The following is a 24,445-nucleotide window of genomic DNA, read 5'->3' as shown; positions in this document are numbered from 1 at the left end:
TAAAATTTAAATTCTGAATTGCTACAAAACGCCCGCACTCTTAATTTCCAAATACGCATTCGCTACGCGCACTGCTAATTGATCGGCTGTGCAATCAACTGCATAGACTCCGGCGGCGGTGAGTTTTTTGTGAGATTCGCTGCGTTCGTGGAGGAAGCGGCGGACGCCGGCGTAGTTTAGGGAATCGTCGAAGGTGCGGACGGGGAGGTCGTTTATTTGGTCGAGTACTTGTTCGCGGATGTTGGCGACCATTACCAAATGACGTTTTTTTAGCAGGTTTACTGCAAGCAATAATTCGCTATTGTCTTCGTCACGCGAGTTGGTGACTAAAATAACCAGCGAGCGTTTTGGTTGTAGGATGGCGAGTTTTTCTGCGGCGGTGATGTAGTCTGCAGTAGATTGATTTGCGTGCAGATCGTAAATGCCGTTGAGCAAAACTTTCACTCGCTCAACACCTTTTTGCGGCGGAATCCAGCGGTGTTGGTTACCGAAGCTCATCAAGCTTACGTTATCGCCTTGGCGCAATGCGATATAACTGACCAGTAGCATTGAGTTTAGTGCGTGATCGAAATGGCTGAGTTCATCGTCCTTCGCGCGCATGCGGCGGCCGCTGTCGATCATCAATACAATTTGTTGGTCGCGTTCATCTTGATAATCGCGTGCGATTAATTTTTGCCGACGCGATGTCGCTTTCCAATCTAATTGACGCAAGCTGTCGCCTTGACGATATTCGCGTAGCTGATGAAATTCCATTCCCGCACCGCGACGTTGTTTCTTTTTAATACCAATTTGGCTGGTGTGATTTTCCGTGGCGAGAATTGCGTAGTTAGCGATGGCAACAAAATCCGGATACACCTTGAGGCTAGTGGTTTCACCGGCCCAGTAACGAATATGCCAAAAACCTAGCGGGCTTTTAAATTGCACGTGGGTTTTATTTAATTCCAGCGAGCCACGCACCAGTGGACGCAATTGATATTGGCTGGTGCTGGTGTTATTGGGTTGCAGCGCAATTTGCAGCGGCAAATTATCGTGGTTGGCATTGGCGGGCACACCATCAAAAATCTGGATGTCAGTAGGTTCAGTAAATTGATGGCGGATGCGCAGTTTTACTTCAGTCCATTTATCAACCGCAAGGTTGCCGGGCAATTCGCGGGTGATTTCCACCGGCGGTAAGCGGCGCGATAGCAACCAGTCGAGCAGGGCGATAAGGGCAATACCAAAAAATATCGTCTGCGGTAAATATGCTGCAGCACTCCATTTAAAATAATGGGCGCTAAATGCATTGATAAAAACCAGTGCGCCCAAAAGCGCAAAGGCAATAATCAATCGTAAGCTGGGAATCCATGTTCTGCGCATAATATTGTTTCAATAAATGAATCAGTGTCTCGGAGCTTCAACTTGCAGCAGAATATTGTGCAGGATGCGTTCAGCAGCAACACCTTCAATCGCCAATTCCGGCGATAACAAAATCCGGTGGCGCAGTGCGGGGATAAACATTTTTTTCACATCGTCCGGTGTTACAAACGAATTGTTGCTGAGCAGGGCGTAAGCGCGTGCAGCGGATAGCAATGCGATACAGGCGCGCGGGCCCGCACCACGTGAAATGCCGGACCAACTGCGTGTGGCGCGCACCAGTTTCACTACGTACTGCAGGATTTGTTCATCCACAGTAATTTGCTCGGCGATTTTTTGCAGGCTCAATACATGGGCTGGTTTTAACAAGGTGCGAATGTGTTCCAAACCAAAACCACCTTGTGCCTGTGAAGTTACCTGGCGCAGCATAAATTGCTCGTCGCTCTCGCTGGGATAATCAATAATCACCTTCAACATAAAGCGATCAAGTTCTGCTTCTGGCAGCGGATAAGTACCTTCCTGTTCAATCGGGTTTTGTGTCGCCAGCACCATAAAAGGCTCGCCGGTTTTGAATGATTCACCTTCAATAGTGATTTGCCCTTCCTGCATTACTTCCAACAATGCCGCTTGGGTTTTAGCGGGCGCGCGGTTGATCTCGTCGGCGAGTAGTAAATTGGTAAATGCCGGGCCGCGACGAATTTCAAATTCCTGTTTTGCCATATTAAACATCGCATGGCCGGTCACATCGCTGGGCATTAAATCCGGTGTGAATTGCACGCGCGAAAATTGTCCACCAAAACACTTGGCGAGGCTGCGTACTAATAAGGTTTTACCTAAACCGGGCACGCCTTCAATCAATACATGACCGCGTGCGATCAGTGCAATCAACACTTGCTCGATCACGGCGTCTTGTCCGATCAATACTTTTTTGATTTCGTTCAGTAAATTGTTGGCAACAGTGCTGGCTTGTTGCAGGCGATTTTGCAAACTCTCGTCGGCATCCGCTGCTTTGTTATTTTCAATGCTGTCATTGTTAATGTTTGAATCAGTCATAGTATTGTCCTAAAAGTTTTCCGGTTACAGCTTGCTGCCATGCAGCTGCTTACGGATGGTTTGCAAATGGGCAATCGCTGCAGCGAAATCCTGTGGGTGGCGCAACGCAATTGAGTAAAGTGCTTTTTGAATATCAGCCGCGTTAATACCAGCTAATTCCTGTAAAAATAGTGCGCGTTCATCTTGCGTTGCTTGAGCGAGATTTGGATGTTGATCATCGAGGCGATCCAGAATTTCCTTGCGCAATAGTCCGAGTAATTGCGGATGCTCTTGCTTGCGCCAAAGCAACATTGCACTGGCATAAATATGTTCCGCCAAGCTGCGGCGACCAGTTTGCTCGATAACCAATACCGGGCCAAAGCGCAGACTTTTTGCCCAGAGCCACAACACTAATGCGAGCAGTGCAGCGAGCACACCGTAACTGGCATTGCGCCAGATAATGGTCGCAAGCGAAGGTGCATCCTGATTCACTAAAAACCAAACGCGACCTTCAGGGTTCACCAGACGCCACAAACCATAAGCGTGGTCATGGCAGTCGATACGATGGTTCGCCCAAATATGGTTGTCACTGGTGATAGTGATTGAGCCATCACCTATATCGAAGTAGAGCAGGTTCTCGTGTTTGCCGCGATATTGATAATTTTCATTATCGCTGCTTTCTCCAGAGGCAACTGCCGCTTCCAAACTTTCCCTGAAAGAGCCATCTTCTTCCGGCGTTTCAGTCGCGGGATTCTCATCTTGCTCGCTGCTTGTTTCGTCCTCAGGTGTATCGCTGTCCTGCTCTTCATCAGGTTCGGCGTAGTCGTAGTAAATAAATTGGCGCGAGTTGCTGAAATCAAACGCGAGGGGTTTTTCTTCGCCAGCAAAGGTAATTTCTACCGGTGGCTCAGCCATTGAGCAGCGATAGTAATTTTCTGGTTTTTCTTCCTCGGCCTTTTTCTTATTCTTCTTATTTTTGCTTTTTGTGGTATCGGTAGTCTTCTCTACTTTATCAGCGGAATCGCTGTTGGTTTTATTTGCTGATGATTCTTTTGTTTCATCACGATTATCGTTTGAATCAGTTGTTTCATCGTCCGAATCTTCTTCATCGTCTGGTTTTGATTTTCCATCGACTGCCTCTTCGAGATCGTCGGCGAGTCTTTCGAGCGCGTCGCGATCATCTTCGTCTTTTTCTTCTGGCGCCAGTTCGATATTGAAATCACTCAGCAGCACATCTTCTTCGCTGGTGTGTGTGCCGACAAACGGGTTTTGTGTTGAGGTGATGAGTGTTCCACCACCTTCCACCCACTCGTAAAGCGAGTCGTAGCGGTCTTCGCTCAGGGTTTTGTAGCCGTTGACGATTACAATAGTGTCCTGCGCACCCAACTGGATGTTGCGCCATGAGTGTTTGTCGAGCAGGCTCAGGTTTTTAACGGTAGTGGCTTGTATCCCGTGTTTGCGCAAGAAAATTTCGGCCGCAAGAAAATCATTCTGGATTGCCTCTTTGGAGTAGCCGAGATCAACTTCTTTTTCTTCCCACTCTAATTGCGTATACCACCAGTAACCCGCGCCGATTAAGATCAGTGCTATAGCACCGAGCAACAACCAGCGCTGCCTTACGCTTAGATTTTTACTGCTGCTCATTGTGCCGCTCCTTGTGCAGAAGTGGCGGAGGATTGCAGCCAGCTTTGATTCCAGGTTGAGCAGAGTTCTTGCGCTGTGGCGCCGGTAGGCATCAGGTGACCATAAGCCAAATGCTGCCATACGCGGGTCAAACGCGCGAAATAATCAATACGGATTTTGGCGTTAGTATTTTTTATAAAATGTGCGCGCATTAATTCCACGCACTCTTGCTCTGTGTGGCCATCATGAATATCAACACCGCTGTGAATTAAATGAAACAGGCTGGCGCGATAGAGCAGGGCGAGTGCCGCGCGGGTGTTGCCGGTTTGCAGTAAATTGAGTGCGCTAGTGTTGATGTCTTCCGGCAGCGATTCGCGCGTAAGATCCATCCCAAAAAGGGTGATGGGTTTTGCTTTTGGTTCAGGTGTCGGGCTGATGCGTACAAATTGCGCCGCCAACCAATTGCGGTAGCGATAGATTACAAAAGCAATCAGCGCAGCAACGCCTATCCACAAGAGTATTTCAAGCAAACTGGCCGCTGCGAGAAAACCCTCGAAGTTGCGCAAAAAGTCGATGAGGTGTTCCCAAAATTCTGCGGGTTCGTCATCTTCCGGATCGTCAAATTTAATAGTGCGTTTGATTTCTTTGCGGCTAAATTCTTCTTGCTGCATCACTTCTTTTATCGAAGTTTGCGTTTGGGTGCGATCAAGTTCGGTAAATTCGCCGACAGGTTTGTCAATGAAGGGCTCGCCTTTATATTCTTCGCTGGGCAATTCTTCCGCAGATGATTCAACTTGCGGTAATTGATCGTCGGCATAAGCAGTGCGCTGTGCATCAATAGAAAAAATGCCGAAGCCAAGCGCAAATGTAAGCAGCCATGACGCGAGCGTTGAATTGCTGGTGCGACGTTTATTGGCGATACGGCGGAAGGCGATGTCGATATCCCAGGCTTCTAATTTAATGCGGCGATTTAAATAAAGGGCAAAACCGCAAGCGACATAAAAGGGTGCGGTGAGGCCGAGTGCCAGATACCAGAGCAATAATTGCAGGTTGTGTAATTCGATGGAGTCCTGGGTGAAAAATAATCCCGCCCATTCGATATCCAATTCCTGTGGCAGCAATGCCCAGATAAAACTGAGAATGCCCATCCACAAGAAAAATTCCATGCCCAATCCCATAAAGCTGATCCAACCAGCGGGCGAAGAGTCTTCGCGATGCAATACGCCTAGACGCTCTTGCCTTCTTGAACCGGATAATCCTTCGAGTTGCAATACGGGTAAATCCATTGAGCGGCTCGGGCTGAAGCGGCGCCAAGTGAGGCTCGCGATAATTTGTTTAAGCGCGAGTGATGGAAATAATTTGAAGGTGCTGCGCGTATCGGGCAGATCATTAAATACAGCGTGGCTGAGAATATGCAGCAGTGGTCGCTCGTAAATAGGTTTGAGCCACCAGATCAAAGCACCGCCCAGCCAATACCATTTCCATGGAATTATCAGCGCTAGAATAAAAATAGGCAGGCTCGCGAGCAGCCAGACTTTCATCATCGGCACCCACCAGCGTTTTGCCATGAGTATGCCGAGATCAACTGCTTCCCATGCGCTGCGTGGGCGAATCTCCAGTGTGACTTGATCCAGATTCATCCGCGCGCGCTCCCGCTTTCGTCTTTCGTCGCAGGTGTTGCAGTTTCACCGCGCAGGCCACGCCCGCTAAACACTAAATAGCCGATCACGATTGCCCATAGAAATCCGCCGACTAAATATTTTTGCCAGGGATCGAGAATATTATTGGATGACCAGAAGGCTTCGATAAAGGCGGCAATCACCAACATGACGATTACACCGTACACTAATTGGATCGCAATTTTGCTGGCGCGCTTGAGCGATTCTTTGCGCGTGAGATTGCCCGGTGCGAGCAAACTGTAGCCGAGTTTTAATCCGGCGGCGCCGGAGATGGCAATCGCAGTCAATTCAAAACTGCCATGGCCAACCACGAAGGTAAAAAAGGTTTCGGTGAATCCGGCGTTGGTCAGATGGCCTGCAACGGCACCCATCAATAAACCGTTAAAGACGAGAAAGAAAATCGAGCCGACGCCAAATAAAATTCCCGACGCAAACGTGCGGAAGGAAACGCCGATATTGTTGCTGATATAAAACCCAAACATTTGCACGTTGGTTTCTGAATCGCGCGCGCTGCCGAGCACACGGTTTTGCGGATCGTACATGCTCTCGTATTGACTGACTTGTTCAGGTGGGCTGATGGTGTAGACCAAATCCGGTTGCCAGAGGATTGCTAAAAACATCAGCAGCCCGGGAATATACAGCAGCGCCGTCGCCCACCAGATATAGGATTGCTGCTCGCGCACCAGCCGTGGAAATCCCGCCACAATAAAGCTGGTGAATTGCTGCATAAACGGCTGCTTGCGGCGATAGAGTTGTTGATGGCCGCGTACCACCAGATCGCCCAATTTATCGACCAAGTGGCTGGAGTAATGGCGATCTTTCGCCAGTGCATGGAAATGGCACAGGCGACGATAGCGGCTGGCAAAGCTCGCCAACTCTTCGCCTTTGAGTTTGCCCTCGGGCTTTTCCAGCTCAATGATCTGCAGTTCAATCACTTGCCAGAGCGGTTGGTAAAGTTGTTCAAATTGTCCTTGTTTCATCGCTGCCGCTCCTAGTGTTTGCCGACCATGGTGTTCGCCATTTGTTTGATGGCGATTACCGGGTCTTTGCTGGCGAGCAGCGGTTGCAGAATAGTCGCCAATTCACTTTGGCGTTCGGCCGACAAATATTTGCTGCGCTCGGCAAAAGCGAGCAGTGCGCGTTGTTCATCGGTGGAGAAATCGGCGGGCACCGGCAATTGGCCGCGCACTTCAAAATTGGGTTCGCGTGCAGGCGGTGCCTCGTAAATCACCATGCTGCCGGCGGCTAAATCGCCCAAGCGTTTGAACTGGCGGTTGCACAGGCTGGCGATAATGCCGGTGAGGTAGAGCATCGGCAGGAAATCTACCACGCGTAACAAATTGCGCAGCAGCGATGGGCCAAAGGTAATAGGTGTACCGTCGTCATTGACTACGCGGATGCCCATCCATTTTTTACCGGGCGTGCGCCCTTGGCGGGTGACTTCAAAAAAGACGGGATAAAACCATTCGAGCAAGAAGGTGAGGATCAGCGCTATACCAACGCCCATTCCGCCCAGCAGGGAGAGAATGATAAAGATCACGGCGGTGATGCCGAAGCGGATCAGGATATCCAGCAACTGCGCCAGTATGCGCACGCCGAAACCTGCTGGAGTCAACGGGAGCAGGGCGCCTTCCGGGGTTTCAAGTGATTGGCGGGTATCGAGTAACAAATCCAATTGTCCTTTTATACAGCGATGGCTATCGCACTACAGCAGGTGATGTCGTGTAAATTATGTTTTGAGCGGGATAAGCGTGCGGGAGGATAGCGGATAAGGCATTTAATGAACAGGTATCGCGGCGGTAAGTGAGTAAATGTTGGGCGGTGGAGAACAACTGCAGCGGATGGGGCGATTATTGGGGGCGAATGGATAGCGTTGTTTTGCTATTAATAAATACAGTGCATATGCCATCAACCTTGGTATTTTTGTTTTTTCATGCTCAGGATAAATAGACGTTGTCTTTCTGTAGCCGCGACAAATGCACAAATGCTTTTGGTGAATGACCGTAAGTGCGCAAAAAGGCGCGCCGCATTCTTTCTTCGTCGCCAAAGCCAGTTAACGATGCAATGCGGCTGATCGAGGAGTGGCCTTGCTCAATTAACGCTTGTGCCTCTTCCAGGCGCAGTTTTTCAATCGCTTTGGCGGGTGCCATACCTGTTTGGCTGTGAAATACCCGACTAAAGTGACGTGGGCTCCAATGAACATGTTCAGCCAAATCTTCCACCGTTAAATCTTTGTGCAAGTTCTCTTTGGCAAACTTAAGTGCGTCCCTTACCCGATCCGAGCTGGGTTCAAGTTCCGCCATCACAGAAAACTGTGATTGCCCACCTGTGCGGCGATGGTGTACGACCATCAGTCGGGCTATGCTTTTTGCAACTTCAGAGCCCAAATCGGCTTCGACTAACGCCAAGGCTAGATCTATGCAGGCGGTTACCCCGGCGGATGTCCACACAGATCCATCTTTGACATAGATTTTATCTTCATCCACCTGAACTGCTGGGTGCTGCTCCTGCAGATGTCGACCCCATACCCAATGTGTTGTCGCCTTTTTTCCATCCAATAAGCCTGCGTTGGCCAGCACAAAAGCGCCGGTACAAATACTGGCTATGCGGGTTTTACCAGAGGCTGACTCTTTTAAAATTGCCTCCAATGCGGGCATGGCTTTCGGTATTAACAGTGCACCTGAAATCATCAAGGTGTCATAGGTGCCAAAGCCGATGGGTTGGGTGTCTACCGCCACACCCATTGAGCTTTTAACCATCCCACCGGCTACCGATAATGAGGCAAATTGATAGCGGATTTTTTGTTGCAGGGAGTTTGCAAACTCAAAGACCGTCAGTGCCGCCAAATCCAGAATCTGAAAGTCATCGTACACAATCAGCCCGATACGTTTATCCATTGTGTGTCCTTAAATGAGGGTAATGTGAAAATTTGCATGGTGCCGTATTTTCATTTTATTCCTTAGTTTAACCTTTTTTTAAAATATAAAATCTGCTTTTTTTGCTTTGCTCTTCATGTGCTTCTTGTCCTTAAATGCGCTTTTTGTGTCATTTTGTGTTTTTTGTCTTCTGCCACAATGATCCCGTCAAGCAACACATTAAGTCAACTAAGAGGATTGCATTATGAAAATGACAGGAAACACAATTTTTATTACCGGTGGGACTTCAGGTATTGGTCGCGCTATTGCTGAGGAGTTTCATAGGCTGGGAAATCAAGTGATTATCAGTGGTCGTCGTAAAGCGCTGTTGGATGAAGTTACCCAAGCTAATCCGGGTATGCACGGAATTCAGTTGGATATTCAAAACCCGGCACAAATCAACGCTGCAGCAGAGCAACTGATCAGTAAATTTCCCGCGCTAAATGTGCTATTTAATAACGCCGGGATTATGCCGTTTGATGATGCGGCGGGTGGGTTGGATGAAGAAACGGCACTCGCTACCGTGAGTACGAATTTGCTTGGCCCTGTGCGGATGACGGCGGCGTTATTGCCGCATCTGAAACAGCAACAAGATGCAGTAGTGATTCACAATTCATCGGTGCTCGCATTTTTGCCTCTGGCAACCAATGCATTGTATTCGGCAACCAAAGCAGCTATTCACTCTTACGCTATGTCACAACGTTTTGCATTGCGTCACTCCAGTGTCCGCGTGCTTGAAGTCTCTCCACCTTGGGTGGATACCGACTTGATTCATAAAAGTGGCGATCCGCGCGCTATGCCATTGGATCTTTTTGTCAGTGAAACTATACGTATTCTAGCAACTGATGTGGACGAAGTTTATGTGGATGCGATAAAACCGTTGCGTGATAATCCGGGCTCTGGTGAGCATGCTTTATTTAACGCATTTAACGAATCGCTGGTTGAAAATCCGATTCCGGTTGGGCACTAACCTCATGTTTGTTGACCGCGTCTATGCATGCGGTCAACGTTCATATCCATTAACATTCGTGGATTCTCGCGCTACTGAACTGACAACGACTGCTTCTTTGTCGCTTGCGAAACGGGCATTTGCCCCCATCTAGGCGTTATAATTCGCGCCTCGCGTCAGATTTACAGAGCCATAGGTTTACCCATATGTCCCAGCAAGAACCTCCAAAAATTGAATTTCCCTGTGAAAACTACCCGATCAAAGTCCTAGGTGAGGCTGGCCCTGAGCTGCACAGCTATGTGGTTGAGATCATGGAGCGCCATGCACCGGGTTTTGATCAGGAGCGCATCACCGTGCGTGAGAGCAGCAAAGGCCGCTATCACTCGGTAACTGTGTGGATCACTGCCACTGGCGTCGAGCAGTTGACCGCGATCCACGAAGATTTACGTGTTAATCGCAATATCAAAATGGTGATGTAAGTTGTCGTCATCCCGCGTTTTAGAGGTCATCAACCTCGGTCGGCAGGATTACCAAAGCTGTTGGCAGGCGATGACCGACTTCACCAACCAGCGCACGCCGGATACTATCGATCAGCTGTGGCTGGTTGAGCATCCGCCCGTATTTACCCAAGGGCAGGCGGGCAAAGCGGAACATCTGTTGTTCCCCGGTGATATTCCGGTGGTGCAAAGTGATCGCGGCGGGCAGGTGACTTATCACGGCCCCGGCCAGCTGGTGGCTTATCCGCTGCTCGACCTGCGCCGTTTGAAGATCGGAGTGCGGGAGTTGGTCACTTCGATTGAGCAAACCATAGTCGCGACCCTTGCCCATTACGGCATCGAATCGGCCGCCAAACCAGATGCGCCGGGGGTTTATGTCAATGGTGACAAGATTGCCTCGCTCGGTCTACGCGTTCGGCGCGGCTGCAGTTTCCATGGGCTGGCGCTCAACGTGGATATGGATCTCGGGCCCTTTTTGCGCATCAATCCCTGTGGCTACCAAGGCCTCGCCATGGCCCAAATGCGCGACCTTATTCCTGAACCTCCCGCATTAGCGCAGGTTCAAGACCAACTTGTTACGGAATTCGCGCGGAAATTGGGTTATGAAACCTGTACAATGCGCGCCATAGATTAACGTCACGAGATTCTTATGTCTGACTTTCCTCCCGTCTCTACTTTTGTTCCCGAACTGCAACCGGTCAAGCGTACCGAACGTCACAAGCAGGGCGAGAAGCTGCGCGATGCCGACAAAGTCGAACGTATTCCGGTAAAAGTGATTGCCAGTGACCGCGACGACATGCCGCGCAAGCCGGATTGGATTCGTGTGCGCATCCCCGCCTCGCCGGAAGTTGAGCGCATTAAAACCATCCTGCGCAAAAACAAATTATCGTCCGTGTGCGAAGAAGCCAACTGCCCGAACCTGGGCGAGTGCTTCAGCGGCGGCACCGCCACCTTTATGATCATGGGCGATATCTGTACCCGTCGCTGCCCCTTCTGCGATGTAGGCCACGGCAAACCCAATCCACTCGATGAACACGAACCGCGCAAACTCGCCGAAGCCATCGCCGAGATGCGTTTGAAATACGTGGTAATTACTTCAGTAGATCGCGATGACCTGCGCGATGGCGGCGCTCAGCATTTTGCTGACTGTATCCGCGAAGCGCGTGAGCTGAGTCCGAAATTGCAAGTGGAAGTATTGGTGCCGGATTTCCGCGGTCGTATGGATATCGCATTGGATATTCTTGAAAAAGAAGCGCCCGATGTGTTCAACCACAATATGGAAACCGTTTCGCGTTTGTATCGCCAGGCGCGCCCGGGTGCTAACTACAATTGGTCGCTGGAATTGCTCAAGCAATACAAAGCGCGCCGCCCGGATGTGTTGACCAAATCCGGATTGATGGTTGGCCTTGGTGAAACCAAAGAAGAAATTATCGAAGTGATGCAGCACATGCGCGATCACGACATCGATATGCTCACCATCGGCCAATATTTGCAGCCATCCAAAGATCACATTCCCGTTGCGCGTTACGTGCATCCCGATGAATTTGCCGAGTACACCAGACTCGCCGAAGAACTGGGTTTCAAACACGCCGCCTGTGGTCCATTGGTCCGCTCGTCTTATCACGCCGATAAACAAGCGCATGGCGAAGACGTTAAATGGTTTGGTGAAACGAAAAAAGCCTAAACGTTTTCTGTACTGCGTCGCAAAAACTCCCGCTAGTCGGGAGTTTTTTGTCTCTGCTGATGTCACTTATTTAACTGGCGCGCCATTCTGCAACTTATAAAATTGCGGCTATAGTTAATTCACCTCTTTGTTGCGTTTAATTATTGTGAATCTACCCAGCTCCACACTCATGCTTGCCCCTGATATTTTTGTCTTGGAAAAAAAACCGGAATTTTTTGCGCAGGTCGCGCAATGGCATCATCAGGAATGCGAGCGCCAAGGATTAAAATCCTCCATCGCGCTGCGCCAACAGCGGTTGGTTTTGCACGTACAAGAAAATCCTATTCCCAAAACACTGATCGCACTGCGCGGTAAACAATTAGTCGGCTGCGCGAGCCTCGTCAACTACACCTATCGCAGCAGCGAACGCATGCCCAAAGTCGCCAGCCCCAGTCCGGTATGGCTGACGAATTTATTTGTGCTGGAAGAATTTCGTAATCAAGGTTTCGGCAATTCACTAATCGATGCCGCAAAAAATTACGCACAGGATCTAGGCTTGGAAGAACTTTGGCTGTCCGCCACTGACTACACCGACTACTACCAAAAACGCGGCTGGGAAATTGTGCGTCGCACCCGGTTGGGTGGGCGGCAGGTTAATGTGATGCGGGTAATATTGTGATATGAGAACGGAGCCCATGCTGGGCTCCGTTGTTGCGCTGCCTACAATTGCGTGCAGGCTGATAAGGCTCCCGCAATCGCGATCGAGAAAACGATTTTCGTTAATTGGTTGGAGTTTGTTGTTTTTATGATACCTACAACTCCAGCAGTAATGAATGCGGTAGAAATAAACTCCGCCTGTGTAAAGCTCATTCCCCACAAATGATAGTCGCTATTGATGCGAATTTTCTCTATCAGTAAGCGTTCGAAACCGCTTAGCAAAAGATAAGCTGAGAAAAGAAAGCCGGTTCTATAGTTAGTTTTACGGATGCTCCATAGAAACGCAAAAATAAGAAATGCTGCAGCAGCTTCATAAAGTGGTGTTGGGTAAACGCCTGGTGCGGGAATAACCACACCGACAACATTATTCTCGTAGGTTTGCGCCCACAGCCAGTCGGGAAGCCAATTGGGTTTAGCTGCTACATTTGCAGCTGTGCCCCAGTCACCATCACCAGAGACTTGGCAACCTATCCGACCAATTCCGTAGCCTAAAATGATTGACGGTGCTAAGGCATCCAGCATTGGAATTAGCGGCACCGCACGCTTTCTTAAAAAAACTGCTCCGGCAATAGCGCCTACAATAAGCCCGCCATAGATAGAGAAACCATCGCGCGAAAAAATCTTCGCAATTGGGTCTTGAACAAATTCGTGTGGATATTCGAGTAAATGAAAAAGGCGCGCACCTATTACGCCAAATATTGCGCATATCATCGCAAGATCAGAGATCAGCAAATGGGGAGCTATATTCTTGTTGCCCGAGCTTGCTGTGGATGGGAGTTTACCCAATTGTTCAAAGCGCATAACCTCTTTTTTACCAATCCATGCGGCCACAACAATTGCTAGCGCAACAAAAGTACCGAACATCGCAATCGGAAGTTGAATGTTGGTACCGAAAAGATGATTAATTAGATCGCTTAGGTCGGGGTAGGACATTAGAATTTCCCTATGAATGAATTTCCCAGTGGAGCTTGGGAATAAAGGTTATGTTGAGTAAAAGCTAATCCCCCCAGCCCCTTTTTCAAAGGGGCTGGGGGGATTTAAATCAATGCAACTTCAAGCGCGGACGCAGCCATTTATTTAATTTACCACCCAGCATAATCAAACCAGTGCGGATTAATCCGTGGATGGCTAATTGGTGCATGCGGTAGAGGGATACATAAACAATGCGCGCAAGGCGTCCTTCGATAAACATGCTACCTTTGCTGAGGTTGCCCATTAGGTTGCCGACGGTTGAATAGCTTGCCAAGGAAATGAGCGAGCCGTGGTCGGTGTATTTGTAGGCGTGCAGTGGTTTGTTGTTCAGTAATGCGATGAGATTTTTGTAGCAAGTGCTTGCCATTTGGTGTGCCGATTGCGCGCGCGGTGGAACTCTTGAGCCATCGGGGTTGGTGAATTGTGCGCAGTCGCCTATAGCAAAAATATTTGCATCGCGTGTGGTTTGCAAAAATTCATTCACGTGCAATTGGTTGATGCGATTGGTTTCCAGCCCGGCAATATTGGCCATAAATTCCGGCACTTTAATTCCCGCTGCCCACACCATCAAATCTGCTTCAATTAATTGCTCATCTTTGGTGTGCAGGCCTTCTTTGGTGGCCGAGGTAATCATGGTGTTGAGTTTTACATCAACCCCGATTTTCACCAACTCGCCATGTGCAGCACCGGAAATACGCTCGGGCAATGCGGGTAAAATACGCGGGCCAGCTTCAATTAGCGTTACTTGTAAGTGCTCTTTGGATACTGCATTAAATCCGTAGTTATTAATTTCCTGCACTGCGTGATGCAATTCAGCAGAGAGTTCTACGCCGGTTGCACCTGCACCGACAATTGCAATGCGCACGCGATCTTCTGCACCAGGCACACGCTGGATGCGCAGAAATTTGTTTAATAATTTGTTGTGGAATTTATGCGCTTGCGTTGGGCTATCGAGGAAAAGGCAATTATCTTTTACGCCGGTGGTGTTAAAGTCATTGGAGATTGAGCCCAATGCGATAACCAGATAGTCGTAAGGAATGCGGGTGGAGGGTAGGAATTCAACGCCTTCATCGTCGTGCATGGGGGCGAGTACAACTTCACAGCTCTCCCGGTCGATATCGATCATGGTGCCGACGCGAAAGAAAAAGTGGTGCGCATTGGCGTGGCCGCGATAACTCACTGCATCCACATCTTCATCCATAGTGCCTACGGCAATTTCATGCAATAGCGGTTTCCATAAATGTGTGGTGTTGCGGTCGATCAGGGTTACTTCTGCTTGTTTTTTGCGGCCTAGTCTCTCTCCCAATTTGGTGGCTAATTCAAGTCCGCCTGCACCACCGCCTACAACAACAATCCGGGGTTTACTACTTGGGTTTTGCATTGATATACCTGCATGGTAAGTTGATAAATCGGTATGCAAATAACGCGATCACTGGGAATCAAGTCCATGTAAAAAGTGTCGCGCTAAGGGCCGCTCGATAAAACGATAAGTGTTTTGTTCAAGAGCGGCAGAAAAATTGGCTTTTGCGGCAGGGATTTTGCCGGCGCGATAATCGCGATAGCCGGAATAAAAAAAGTATTCAGTGCGCTCACAGCGGTTTTTGACTTGCTGTTCAAATTGGGCGCGTGTCATCTTATCGGTCCAATAGGCGTAAACCGCCATCTCCCAGTCACTGTTGAATGTCAATTCTTTTTCCGGGATTGATGCAAGAAAATCCATATCAGCCTGTTGGCTAATGATATCTGCTTTGATGATGTCATACACGCTGATATTTTTCTTTGCTTGCAGATACTCGGTAAAGCTCACTGCGGCTTTCATCCAATCGCCGGAGTTCATGTAAATTTCGTGATAGGCAGAGTCACTGCCAGGCAGCCCTTTTTCTTTTGCTTGCTCCAATAGTGTGTGCGCTTTTTGCTCGTTGCCGATGACGGAATAATTTTGCGCGTTAAAGGCAATGTTTTCTGCAGATGGATCAAGCTCGATCAGGATACTGGATTCGTGCAATGCCAATTGGAAAAGATTTTGGTCCAGATACAAGCGCGAAAGTGCAAAGTGGATGCTGGCATCTTTAGGTGCGAGCGGAACGGCTTGTTGATAGTAATGAATGGCATCGCTTAGATAGGACGATTTTTCATAACTGCAGCCGTTGGCTTGTGCTCTGGCTTCGTAGGTATTGGCAATGGCTTCATACAAACCCTTGGATGAAGTGATTTGTTCTTCACCCAGCTTTAGTGTGGCCAGTGCGAGCGGAAAATAATTTTCCTCACGGTACATTTTAGCGAGTTGGATATAGGCTTTATCGCTGTCAGGTTGTTCATTAATGGCATTCAGCAATAGTTGGTAAAGCTCGGGAAGATTTTTTTCACCGCTTTTTTGTTGTGCGAGATAACGATTTAAAAATACCCCGAGCGACGGTGCGTTGACCTGGCTGCGAGTCTTCGCTGGTAATTGATTAAAAATATCCGCCGCTTTGGTAAAGGCTTTATCTTTACCGGCGGCAACATCTTCATAATACAGGTTGTACAGCAGCTTCAGTGTTGCGGTGTTGCCGGGAACCTGCTTCAGCACTTTGTGCAAATTTTTTATTCCCGCATCGCGGCTGGCCGTTGATTTGGTTTTTTCGGCATCGACAATGTAGGCGAGGCTTAATTTATACAGCAACTCGGCATTGTTGGGATCTTGCTGGCTTTGTGCTTCCAGCTCTGCAATTTCTGTCGCTGCACTGGCATCGAACTGCGTTGCTGATGTATCAGTACGCAGTTGTTGGCTGCAGCCACTGGTCATCGCTAACATTAGCGATAGCCCGGCAGTTAGTGCCAGTCGCGGTACATGCTTGGAAAAATTCTGTGCTACACGTTGATGCAAATACATAGCGGCCTCAGAGTTTGTAGCCCAATGCTTCAGCTTTTTTAAAGGATGCATCGGATTCATTCAGCAATTGGTTGTAACCCTGTGCCAAGCCTAATGCGTAGTGTGCCTCTGCATTTTTAGGTGCGGCTTTAACTGCTTGCTGTGCAGTTTGTAATGATTTTTCGTAAGCGCCATTTTTAATGTGCAGCAAGGTCAAGGTAATTAAACTGGCCGCATCGGATTTTCCACTTTTTTCCAGCGCAGCAAGTTCGGCGGCAGTTTTGTTGTATTCATAGCTCAGTGTCCAATCGCTCGACTCTAGCAGCTCGTTGGTTTTTTGATAAAAATCGGCATAGTCATTCAGGCCAACTTTCGCTGTTTTTACGGTGAGCGATTGCGTTACTACATAGCGATTGTTTTCTTGTTTGCCACTTTGATTGAGTGAGTAGTAAGCGTTGTCGATTTTTTCGCCCTGGGTTTTTACATGCAACTGGTGATCGCCATCGGGGCTGGTAAATACAATACGTGAGCGCAAGGTGTAACCCGGATCAGTGGCATAAATTTGTTTGCGGTCCTGCGGTTTGTGCAGGTTGCGTAAATCGGCAAATAAATTGGTTAGCTGGGTGATGCTGAACGCGTAATTGATTGGTTCTTTGTCTCCGCCCCATACATTGGTAAAGGCAAATCGGCCGCTAATGGTGAAGGGCTGCCACAGGTTGTCAGCATTGCTCGCAGTGAGTTCGATAACGTCGGCGGAGTTGTAGATTTGCCCAATCAGCTCGCGAAAATATTTATCGCGCTCGTGGGAATATTGCCACATGCTGCGCAGGCGCTGTTCGTAAAGCCCGCCAAAGTGTAATTTAAAGCTCGCCTGTGCATTGCGGCCATCAAATTTATCGAATACCAATTCTAGGTCGGCAAAATGTTCGCTGGCTGCCAGTGTGGGCAACACGCTGATTTGTTTGGTGTTGGCATTGACGATCAGCGCCGGTTGCCCTTCGATCCCAACAGAAAATCCTGGATACAAACTGGTTTCACCGGTGGTATCCATCCACATTTCTTCAATGCCGTTTTGCGCCGGGATATGCACGATCATGTGATCGAAGCTCACGCCGGGTACGGTCATATCAGGAATGCCGCGACCACGCGTGACAATCAATGCCGGATCAGCCGCTATCCCTAATTGGCGCAACAGCATAACGGCCAAAACCGTTTGGTCTTTGCAATCACCGTAACCATTTTTCAGCACTTCTGCTGCGTCGTGTGGTTCATAACCACCGCGACCAACGTGGGCGAATACGTAGCGCACGCGATCCTGAATTGCACGGTAGACCGCTTTTACTTTTTCATCGGGTGTGAGCGCCGTTTTTTTAATATCGGCAATGAGCTGATTGAGTTTTGCATCGCTGACCAGATGCGGCGTAATTAATTGGTTGGCCCAGAGCGCAACATCATTCCACTGTGCGGTAGTGGCTACGCGCAAGTAGGGCGCATAGTCATGCTCGCGCGGCATTGCACTTTGCAGTTCGATTTTGGGCAGATTTTTTCCTACCCAGGTAATTTGTTGTTGATCACCTTTCTGGCTACGTTTTTCGCTGATGTTAAATTTTTTGGTGTCGGTGCTGACCAGTGCGATGCTTTTCGGCGCAGTGATTTGCAGTTCGCTGGTAATAATACTGTCGGCGCGGGTGCCTTGCCCGGCGGCGCGGTCTTCCCACCAGTGGAAACTGAAACTATCAAACCATTGGTTGGGTACCATTTTTTTGGTATCGGTGTAGCGATACTGGAATTCAATGATCGAACCTTTGCGCACGTTCGGCAGCGAAAATAATAATTCCTTGCGATCGTGATAAAAGTTTTCGTCGGTGGGGCTTTGGATTTGGGTGGCGTCGGCTTTAATGCTATCCATTTTGCCGTCAGGTGTACGTACATTGGCAAATTCGAGCGCGATGTCTTCGTAAAAACTATTGAAGGTCACGCTGATCTGGCTGTAGTCGCGCACCGCTTCATCGCTGTTGATATAAACCGCGATGTAAGACGTGGCGTGACTCATTAATTTATCATCGATATGCACCTGGGTTTTGCGCAACAGCACCTGCGCTTCACTGGTGCTGTTGCTATCAATGCTACGTGCCAGGGCTTTTAGTGGCGGGGCGATGCGTTCGGCTTTCTGCACATCTGCCGCGAGTGCTTGCCCACCGCTGACCATAAGGCTTAGTGCCAGCAACGCGCGCAGGCACAACTTCTTCACTAAAAAATCTGACACGCACTCTCTCCAAAAAAATATATAGCAGTTCTTTTGACGTGAACTTTTTTACTATCGAGTTCTTATTGCTATTGAGCTGTAGTTTTATTTATTGCAATTTCTATCGTGCATTCGCGCTGCCGTTATAGCTCGATCCATTTGCCTTCGGCTGCACTTTCAAAAATGGCATCAATCACACGCATATTGGCGATGGCATCTTCCAGCGGTGTTGGCGCTGGTTGATTATTCAAAATGCTTAATGCAAAGGCATCGCCCATTTCGCGGTAGTGATTGCTGGGCGCGAGTGCCATAGTTTCACTTTGCTGGTCATGGCGCACTTCAAATTCGGTTGCGCTATCGCCTTCGGGGCTGAACGGCAGCGGAATATAAATGCTGCCTTTATCGCCGCTCGCTTTCATGTACTGCTGCCATTCAATTTTGGTGGATGCAGTAAAAGTCGCGGTACCGAAATCAAATTCCAGAATGCCGGAAGTTAAACAATCCACTTCAGAATCTTCGTAGGGAGTGATATGCCCCATCACTTGCAATGGCTCAGCATTAAATAACCAGCGCGACAGCGAAATGCTGTAGCAGCCGATATCCATCAAGGCGCCACCGCCCATATCAATTTTGTTGCGGATATTGTCCGCCTCGCGATTGTTGTACGCAAAATGCGAGTGGATGGTGCGCAGCTGGCCGATATCGCCCGCGTCGATTAAGGCTTTGGCTTTTTGCCATTGCGGATGGAAGCGATACATAAACGCTTCCATCACTTTTAATTGCGGATGAGCCTGGCTGGCAGCGAGTAAACGCTGCGCATCTTCAGTGCTCAGGCCGATGGGTTTTTCGCAGAGTACGTGTTTGCCAGCTTCAAGAGCTTTGATTGACCACTCCACATGCAGGTGGTTGGGCAGTGGGTTGTAGATCGCATCTATGTCCGGGTCGGCAAGCAATTCGTTGTAACTGCCGTAAGCGCGCTCGATTCCCAACTCATCGGCTGCTTTGCGTGCGCTGTCGGTATCGCGCGAGCAGATGGCGATCACTTCATTGTGGGCGGAGGTTTGTAAGGCGGGAATAACTTTAGTGCGGCCGATCTTGGCGGTGCTGAGCACGCCCCAACGAATTTTTGTCATAGGATGTCCCGAAACCAGAGCTGATTATAGTGGGACCAGTGTAGCGCAAGCGCGGCTCGTGGGGTGAGCCGCGCAGGACCTTTATTGCAGGTTTTTGTACAGTTTTACCAAGGTAGCTGATCGCCATTGGAATGCCAGAAACTACCGCTGTTTTCCAGGGTTAAACCGGCGATGCGTTGGCTTAGGCGCTGGGCCGATTCATCGGCAGAAATATCACCGCCAAAGTTCACCATCGCGGTTTGCACATAGCCCGGATGCAGTATCGCAACGGCAATGCCGCGCGGTTTTAAATCGCGCGTGAGCGACATAGCCGCAGCATTGAGTGCAGCCTTGGACATGCGGTACCCGTAGTAGCTGCCGGAGGTGTTATCGGCAATTGAACCCATGCGGCTGGTGATAAACGCAATTTTGGCTCCGCTGGCTAGATTGCCGAGCAGCGCCTCGGTCACGCGCAGCGGTGCTTCGGCGTTGATCAGGAATTGTTGCTGGATGGAGTTGTAATCAATGTTGCCCAAATTTTCGTGCAGGAATATGCCGGCATTATTGATCAGCAAATCGATAGGTTTGCCTGCCAAAGTGGAGGCCAATTGGGCAAGTGCGTTAGCGTCAGTTACATCAACCCCGGCAATCACCCGCGCGCCAGACTCGGTCAGCTCGGGCGATGCGGTGCGGCACAGGCCAATCACATTCCAGCCCTGGGCGAGGTAGGTTTTCGTCAGGGCCAGGCCAATGCCGCGGTTTGCGCCGGTAATCAGTGCTGTTTTCATCTTCATATCTCCTGTTGCACACGGGGTAAATTGCGCAAGAGAGTAGCCGATATGAAGCCCTTGGGGTTAATTTTTTACCGTGTTTTTAACCAGCAACATCACCAGCGGGCGCACCACCAAAATGCAGAAAAAGGCAGCGGGCATAGCGATGCGGTAAGCGTGCAGCACCTGATTTAGATAGTGATCAGAAATGCCGCTATTGGCCGCCACAATAATCAGCGACATTAAAAACGCCATGATGGCCGACATATAAAACGCGAATACCAGCGGGGTGTATTTCGCGTGCAGTTTTCTGCTTGATTGAATACTGGCTTCTTGCATTTTCGATACCTCTTGAGTAGTTGCAGTGATAAACATCAGCTGATGGGAGGCACTTTACGGATATCGACCGAACCGCAGTAGATACGCGCTGGCTTTTGCTGTATTAAGTAAAACTTGGTAATTGGTTTATTGATTCGGAAGCTAAGTCAATGGATACATTGCGCGGTATAGAGAGTTTTGTGCGGGCGGTGGAGGGCGGCAGTATTGCCGCCGCTGCCCGGCGCTTGGGCATTAGTGCGGCGGCGACCAGCCAGAATATCGCCCGCCTTGAGTCCTATCTGGGTGTGCGCCTGCTCACCCGCACCACCCGCAGTTTGGCGATGACCGATGCTGGCAAAGTCTATTACGACAAGGTCGCGCTGCTGATCCACGAGCTGGAGCTGGCGCGCTCGGCGGTAACGGATGCGCAGGAGGAATTGCAGGGGCGATTGTGCATCGCTTCCACGGCGGCATTTAGTCGCCACGTATTGGCGCCGATGATCCCGGAGTTTAACCGGCGCCACCCGCGCTTGAATATTGAACTGACCTCCACTGACCGGCGAGTGGATCATGTGCAGGAATCGGTCGATGTCAGCATCCGCATCAAGCAGCAGCTGGACGACGGCATGATCGCCCGCAAAATCGCCACAGTGCCCACCATTTTTTGCGCATCACCGGATTACCTCGCGCGCGCTGGTCGGCCAACCACACCGGCGGATTTGCGCGAACACGATTGTCTGGTATTTCGCCTCGCGGCCGACGGGCGCTTTTTGCGCTGGGGTTTTGTCGAAAATGGTTTGCGTTTTGATGCCGATGTGCGTGCAGCAATTGTTAGCGATGATATTGATGTGCTCGCGCGGCTTGCCGTTGCGGGCGGCGGTATTACGCGTTTGGCTGCTTTTGTCGCCAACGATTATTTGCGTCGAGGTGAGTTGAAAGAATTATTTACCTGCGATGAGTGCACCGGATTTGATGCGGAAATTGAACCGCTGGATATTTACGCTTGCGTGCGCGACCGCCATCAATTAACACCAAAAGTGCGCGCGCTTATGGATTATTTGGTTGAAGCACTGCCCACCGAATGGCGGGCAGCGTAACTACATGTGTTTGCCGGTATAACTATAAAAAGATTCAGGCTGTCCGCTCAGTCCAAAGCGGCCGCACCGGACACTTTTTTCGGACACTTTTCAATAACGTAAAACTGTTGCACAAATTAATAATTTCTTAAAAAACATCGGGTTAAAAATTTTCTGCGCACTTGGTACGAGCTTTGAAATGTTAAAGCAAAAGTCCCCGAGTTTCGTTGTATGAATATGAAAATTGCCGATACCTCTGCCCAGGATTTAGTGCTGGGTCAAACGAGTCGCAAGAACAGGCGCATTATTATTGTGGGCGCAGTGGCGTTGCTAGTCGGTGTTGCTGTAGCAGCTTTTATTTACGTGGCCGATGTGTCTATGTCTGGGCTGGTAATGAAGCGATCTGCAATTCGCGTTGCGACAGTGGAACGCGGCACGCTGGTACGTGAAGTAATTTCCCAAGGTCGAATTGTTACCGCCAATAGCCCTACGTTGTTTAGCCCCGAGCAGGGATATATTGATATAGCGGTTAAAGCGGGTGATACGGTGGGGCGTGATCAGGTTCTTGCCACTATTGTTAGTCCGGATTTAAATGAGTTGCTAGCGCGTGAAACGGCCAACCTCACACGTATTGGAGCCGATCTTGGGCGGCAGAAAATTGAATCAAAGCGACGCAAGCTAGAGCTGGAACAAATCATCGCCATGGCACAAGTCAGCGAAAAAGCCATGGTGCGAGAAAAGCTACGTGCGGATGAAGCCATCAGTAAAAAACTGATTAGGCAACTGGATTACGAAAAAGCCGAGGATGATCTGGAGCGCGCTGCACTTGAGTTAACGCAAGCCAAACAAAATGGCGAACTCGCTAAAGAGTCCTTGGGCTTTGATGTTGAATCGCTGACATTACAACTCAAAAGCCAGCAGCTTCTGGTTGATGCTTTGCAAAGGCGCGTGCATGAATTAACGATTCGGTCACCTGTTGCCGGAATGGTTGGCAATGTTCAGGTGGTAAATAAGCAGGCTGTTGCTGCTAACCAGGCGTTGATTACAGTGGTTGATTTGAGTGCGTTCGAAGTGGAAGCGGTAGTGCCAGAAGGGTTTGCGGATGACATGGCGCCACTCATGGAGGCAGAAATTACCTTGGGTGGTTCAAGTTATCCCGGCGTGGTCACCGCCATATCCCCCGAGGTTGTCAACGGTGGTGTTAGTGCGCGCATTCGTTTCGCTGATGTGCTGCCTGAAAATCTTCGCCAGAGCCAGCGCTTGACCGCGAAGATTTTTTTAGAAAATAAACCGAATGCGCTAATTGTTAATCGCGGTCCATTCTTCGATAGTTTTCGTGGCCATGTCTATAGGTTGCAAAATAATAAAGCGCTACGTGTACCTGTAGTACTCGGTGGCTCAAGCTTAAAACACATTGAAATTATGGATGGCCTACAAGAAGGCGACAGCATCATTATTTCTTCACTCACTACGTCAACCACTGACGAACAAATTTTGATAACTGATTAGTTTCAGGGGACTACTCCATGTTGAAAATGCAATCCGTAAAAAAAATATATCGAACTGACATGATTGAAACCCATGCCTTGCGTGATTTTAACCTTGAGGTTAAGGAGGGGGAGTTTGTCGCTGTTACCGGGCCATCCGGTTCCGGGAAAACCACTTTCCTCAACATCGCCGGATTATTGGAAACCTTTGAAGAAGGGCAGTATTGGCTGGACGGAAAAGATGTTAGCCGATTAAGCGATAACATTCGCTCAAAATTACGCAACGAAAAAATTGGATTCATTTTTCAGGGATTCAACCTGATTTCTGATCTCAATATTTTTGACAATGTTGATGTTCCTCTGCGTTACCTAGGGTTTTCTGGAGCAGAAAGAAAAAAGCGCATTAACAACGCGCTGGATATGGTGGGTCTGGCTGCGCGTGCGCGTCATCTCCCTTCACAATTATCCGGCGGCCAACAGCAACGTGTTGCCATCGCACGTGCACTTGCCGGCGAACCCAAATTTTTATTGGCAGATGAGCCAACAGGTAATCTCGATTCACTGATGGCAAAGCAGGTAATGGATATGCTCGAAGACATCAATAAAAATGGCATGACTATTGTGATGGTGACTCACGATCCGGATTTGGCACGGCGCGCACACCGCAATATACAAATCGTCGACGGGCAAGTCACTGATTTTAAAATCTATGAATCTTATGGCGAATCCACAAATCATTCGGATGGCATTGCAAAAAAAATGGCTGCTAACACTATTTAGCCCGGAGCGAAAACATGTGGAAATATTATTTTCGATTGTCGTTGCATAGCCTGCGTAAAACACCAGCCTTGTCGCTGTTGATGGTGCTTGCCATAGCAACCGGCATCGCTGCCAATCTGACTATTCTCACCATGCATTCAGTGGTGTCCAGTAATCCGATGGCGCATAAAAATGATCAAATCTTTGCCGTGCAACTCAATGCGTGGGATCCCGAGCGCGAATATTTCGCCCTCAACGCCATTCCGCCTCAGGTGACTTATCAAGATGCCAAGGCGCTTTATGATGCACATGTAGCAGACGAAGTTGTCGTGATGCGTAAGGCTGGAGCGACTATCCAGCATCCTGAATCTACGGAGATTCCGTCGGCTTACCATACGCGCATGACCACGCGTGATTTTTTTAGCAT

General features: G+C 49.2%; 22 protein-coding genes and 1 pseudogene. 9 read left to right on the top strand and 14 right to left on the bottom strand.

Annotated features, from left to right (window positions below):
• Positions 1-21: 21 nt before the first annotated feature.
• The 7 genes from AAGC78_RS18775 to AAGC78_RS18745 form a co-directional block, all read right to left on the bottom strand.
• Positions 22-1,356 (bottom strand): DUF58 domain-containing protein, encoded by a 1,335-nt coding sequence (locus AAGC78_RS18775; protein ID WP_435785640.1) that lies wholly within the window; start codon positions 1,354-1,356, stop codon positions 22-24.
• 21 nt (positions 1,357-1,377) lie between these two features.
• Positions 1,378-2,406, bottom strand: a complete 1,029-nt coding sequence (locus AAGC78_RS18770) for an AAA family ATPase (RefSeq protein WP_435785639.1) — start codon at positions 2,404-2,406, stop codon at positions 1,378-1,380.
• 24 nt (positions 2,407-2,430) lie between these two features.
• Positions 2,431-4,029 carry a DUF4350 domain-containing protein gene (locus tag AAGC78_RS18765; RefSeq protein WP_435785638.1) on the bottom strand — a complete coding sequence of 533 codons (1,599 nt, stop codon included), beginning with the start codon at positions 4,027-4,029 and terminating at the stop codon, positions 2,431-2,433.
• Positions 4,026-5,648, bottom strand: a complete 1,623-nt coding sequence (locus AAGC78_RS18760; protein WP_435785637.1) for a DUF4129 domain-containing protein — start codon at positions 5,646-5,648, stop codon at positions 4,026-4,028. The genes AAGC78_RS18765 and AAGC78_RS18760 overlap by 4 nt, the downstream gene beginning before the upstream one ends.
• Positions 5,645-6,667, bottom strand: a complete 1,023-nt coding sequence (locus AAGC78_RS18755; RefSeq protein ID WP_435785636.1) for a stage II sporulation protein M — start codon at positions 6,665-6,667, stop codon at positions 5,645-5,647. The genes AAGC78_RS18760 and AAGC78_RS18755 overlap by 4 nt, the downstream gene beginning before the upstream one ends.
• Positions 6,668-6,678: 11 nt before the next feature.
• Positions 6,679-7,356, bottom strand: coding sequence for an RDD family protein (locus tag AAGC78_RS18750; protein WP_435785635.1), 678 nt, complete (start codon positions 7,354-7,356; stop codon positions 6,679-6,681).
• 268 nt (positions 7,357-7,624) lie between these two features.
• A complete protein-coding gene (locus tag AAGC78_RS18745) occupies positions 7,625-8,584 on the bottom strand; it encodes a GlxA family transcriptional regulator (protein WP_435785634.1) in 960 nt (319 codons plus the stop codon).
• 223 nt (positions 8,585-8,807) lie between these two features.
• Between AAGC78_RS18745 and AAGC78_RS18740 the strand changes: the two genes are divergently transcribed.
• The 5 genes from AAGC78_RS18740 to AAGC78_RS18720 all read left to right on the top strand — a co-directional run bounded on the left by AAGC78_RS18740 (position 8,808) and on the right by AAGC78_RS18720 (position 12,390).
• Positions 8,808-9,572: an SDR family oxidoreductase gene (locus AAGC78_RS18740; RefSeq protein WP_435785633.1), complete on the top strand. Its 765-nt coding sequence runs from the start codon at positions 8,808-8,810 to the stop codon at positions 9,570-9,572.
• 185 nt (positions 9,573-9,757) lie between these two features.
• A complete protein-coding gene (locus AAGC78_RS18735) occupies positions 9,758-10,030 on the top strand; it encodes a YbeD family protein (RefSeq protein ID WP_435785632.1) in 273 nt (90 codons plus the stop codon).
• A gap of 1 nt (position 10,031) precedes the next feature.
• The gene (lipB, locus tag AAGC78_RS18730) at positions 10,032-10,682 is read left to right on the top strand and encodes a lipoyl(octanoyl) transferase LipB (protein WP_435785631.1); all 651 of its coding nucleotides are present in this window, start codon (positions 10,032-10,034) and stop codon (positions 10,680-10,682) included.
• A gap of 15 nt (positions 10,683-10,697) precedes the next feature.
• Entirely contained in the window at positions 10,698-11,732 is a 1,035-nt protein-coding gene (lipA, locus tag AAGC78_RS18725) for a lipoyl synthase (RefSeq protein WP_435785630.1), read from the top strand.
• 169 nt (positions 11,733-11,901) lie between these two features.
• A complete protein-coding gene (locus AAGC78_RS18720) occupies positions 11,902-12,390 on the top strand; it encodes a GNAT family N-acetyltransferase (RefSeq protein ID WP_435785629.1) in 489 nt (162 codons plus the stop codon).
• 41 nt (positions 12,391-12,431) lie between these two features.
• Here the strand turns inward: AAGC78_RS18720 and AAGC78_RS18715 are convergent, their stop codons facing one another.
• The 7 genes from AAGC78_RS18715 to AAGC78_RS18685 form a co-directional block, all read right to left on the bottom strand.
• A complete protein-coding gene (locus AAGC78_RS18715; RefSeq protein ID WP_435785628.1) occupies positions 12,432-13,361 on the bottom strand; it encodes a prolipoprotein diacylglyceryl transferase in 930 nt (309 codons plus the stop codon).
• Positions 13,362-13,470: 109 nt separating this feature from the next.
• Positions 13,471-14,781 carry an NAD(P)/FAD-dependent oxidoreductase gene (locus tag AAGC78_RS18710; RefSeq protein ID WP_435785627.1) on the bottom strand — a complete coding sequence of 437 codons (1,311 nt, stop codon included), beginning with the start codon at positions 14,779-14,781 and terminating at the stop codon, positions 13,471-13,473.
• A gap of 48 nt (positions 14,782-14,829) precedes the next feature.
• Positions 14,830-16,272: a hypothetical protein gene (locus AAGC78_RS18705; protein WP_435785626.1), complete on the bottom strand. Its 1,443-nt coding sequence runs from the start codon at positions 16,270-16,272 to the stop codon at positions 14,830-14,832.
• Positions 16,273-16,279: 7 nt separating this feature from the next.
• On the bottom strand, positions 16,280-18,517 hold the full coding sequence (locus tag AAGC78_RS18700; protein ID WP_435785625.1) for a DUF3857 domain-containing protein: 2,238 nt from the start codon (positions 18,515-18,517) through the stop codon (positions 16,280-16,282).
• A 122-nt stretch (positions 18,518-18,639) separates the two neighbouring features.
• The gene (locus tag AAGC78_RS18695; protein ID WP_435785624.1) at positions 18,640-19,629 is read right to left on the bottom strand and encodes a Gfo/Idh/MocA family protein; all 990 of its coding nucleotides are present in this window, start codon (positions 19,627-19,629) and stop codon (positions 18,640-18,642) included.
• A gap of 104 nt (positions 19,630-19,733) precedes the next feature.
• Positions 19,734-20,396 carry an SDR family oxidoreductase gene (locus AAGC78_RS18690; protein WP_435785623.1) on the bottom strand — a complete coding sequence of 221 codons (663 nt, stop codon included), beginning with the start codon at positions 20,394-20,396 and terminating at the stop codon, positions 19,734-19,736.
• Positions 20,397-20,462: 66 nt separating this feature from the next.
• Complete coding sequence (locus AAGC78_RS18685; protein WP_435785622.1) at positions 20,463-20,717, bottom strand: DUF2798 domain-containing protein; 255 nt, start codon at positions 20,715-20,717, stop codon at positions 20,463-20,465.
• Positions 20,718-20,866: 149 nt separating this feature from the next.
• Here AAGC78_RS18685 and AAGC78_RS18680 point away from each other — a divergent pair, with 149 nt between their 5' ends.
• The 4 genes and pseudogenes from AAGC78_RS18680 to AAGC78_RS18665 all read left to right on the top strand — a co-directional run.
• On the top strand, positions 20,867-21,793 hold the full coding sequence (locus AAGC78_RS18680) for a LysR substrate-binding domain-containing protein (protein ID WP_435785621.1): 927 nt from the start codon (positions 20,867-20,869) through the stop codon (positions 21,791-21,793).
• A gap of 210 nt (positions 21,794-22,003) precedes the next feature.
• Positions 22,004-23,281 (top strand): efflux RND transporter periplasmic adaptor subunit, encoded by a 1,278-nt coding sequence (locus AAGC78_RS18675; protein ID WP_435785620.1) that lies wholly within the window; start codon positions 22,004-22,006, stop codon positions 23,279-23,281.
• A 59-nt stretch (positions 23,282-23,340) separates the two neighbouring features.
• Positions 23,341-24,039, top strand: coding sequence for an ABC transporter ATP-binding protein (locus tag AAGC78_RS18670; protein ID WP_435785619.1), 699 nt, complete (start codon positions 23,341-23,343; stop codon positions 24,037-24,039).
• Between the two features lie 14 nt (positions 24,040-24,053).
• A pseudogene (locus tag AAGC78_RS18665) lies at positions 24,054-24,445 on the top strand (ABC transporter permease); the annotation flags it as partial.

This window comes from Cellvibrio sp. (assembly GCF_039207905.1).
GTDB lineage: Bacteria > Pseudomonadota > Gammaproteobacteria > Pseudomonadales > Cellvibrionaceae > Cellvibrio.
The sequence above is the reverse complement of the archived record's forward strand: the minus strand, read 5'-3'. Positions and strand labels throughout refer to the sequence as shown.

Bases quoted from the DNA above. Each gene is read 5' to 3' on its own strand.
- AAGC78_RS18775 (WP_435785640.1), bottom strand. From the start codon at position 1,356: ATGCGCAGAACATGGATTCCCAGCTTACGATTGATTATTGCCTTTGCG.
- AAGC78_RS18770 (WP_435785639.1), bottom strand. From the start codon at position 2,406: ATGACTGATTCAAACATTAACAATGACAGCATTGAAAATAACAAAGCA.
- AAGC78_RS18765 (WP_435785638.1), bottom strand. From the start codon at position 4,029: ATGAGCAGCAGTAAAAATCTAAGCGTAAGGCAGCGCTGGTTGTTGCTC.
- AAGC78_RS18760 (WP_435785637.1), bottom strand. From the start codon at position 5,648: ATGAATCTGGATCAAGTCACACTGGAGATTCGCCCACGCAGCGCATGG.
- AAGC78_RS18755 (WP_435785636.1), bottom strand. From the start codon at position 6,667: ATGAAACAAGGACAATTTGAACAACTTTACCAACCGCTCTGGCAAGTG.
- AAGC78_RS18745 (WP_435785634.1), bottom strand. From the start codon at position 8,584: ATGGATAAACGTATCGGGCTGATTGTGTACGATGACTTTCAGATTCTG.
- AAGC78_RS18740 (WP_435785633.1), top strand. From the start codon at position 8,808: ATGAAAATGACAGGAAACACAATTTTTATTACCGGTGGGACTTCAGGT.
- AAGC78_RS18735 (WP_435785632.1), top strand. From the start codon at position 9,758: ATGTCCCAGCAAGAACCTCCAAAAATTGAATTTCCCTGTGAAAACTAC.
- lipA (WP_435785630.1), top strand. From the start codon at position 10,698: ATGTCTGACTTTCCTCCCGTCTCTACTTTTGTTCCCGAACTGCAACCG.
- AAGC78_RS18720 (WP_435785629.1), top strand. From the start codon at position 11,902: ATGCTTGCCCCTGATATTTTTGTCTTGGAAAAAAAACCGGAATTTTTT.
- AAGC78_RS18715 (WP_435785628.1), bottom strand. From the start codon at position 13,361: ATGTCCTACCCCGACCTAAGCGATCTAATTAATCATCTTTTCGGTACC.
- AAGC78_RS18710 (WP_435785627.1), bottom strand. From the start codon at position 14,781: ATGCAAAACCCAAGTAGTAAACCCCGGATTGTTGTTGTAGGCGGTGGT.
- AAGC78_RS18705 (WP_435785626.1), bottom strand. From the start codon at position 16,272: ATGTATTTGCATCAACGTGTAGCACAGAATTTTTCCAAGCATGTACCG.
- AAGC78_RS18695 (WP_435785624.1), bottom strand. From the start codon at position 19,629: ATGACAAAAATTCGTTGGGGCGTGCTCAGCACCGCCAAGATCGGCCGC.
- AAGC78_RS18690 (WP_435785623.1), bottom strand. From the start codon at position 20,396: ATGAAAACAGCACTGATTACCGGCGCAAACCGCGGCATTGGCCTGGCC.
- AAGC78_RS18685 (WP_435785622.1), bottom strand. From the start codon at position 20,717: ATGCAAGAAGCCAGTATTCAATCAAGCAGAAAACTGCACGCGAAATAC.
- AAGC78_RS18680 (WP_435785621.1), top strand. From the start codon at position 20,867: ATGGATACATTGCGCGGTATAGAGAGTTTTGTGCGGGCGGTGGAGGGC.
- AAGC78_RS18675 (WP_435785620.1), top strand. From the start codon at position 22,004: ATGAATATGAAAATTGCCGATACCTCTGCCCAGGATTTAGTGCTGGGT.
- AAGC78_RS18670 (WP_435785619.1), top strand. From the start codon at position 23,341: ATGATTGAAACCCATGCCTTGCGTGATTTTAACCTTGAGGTTAAGGAG.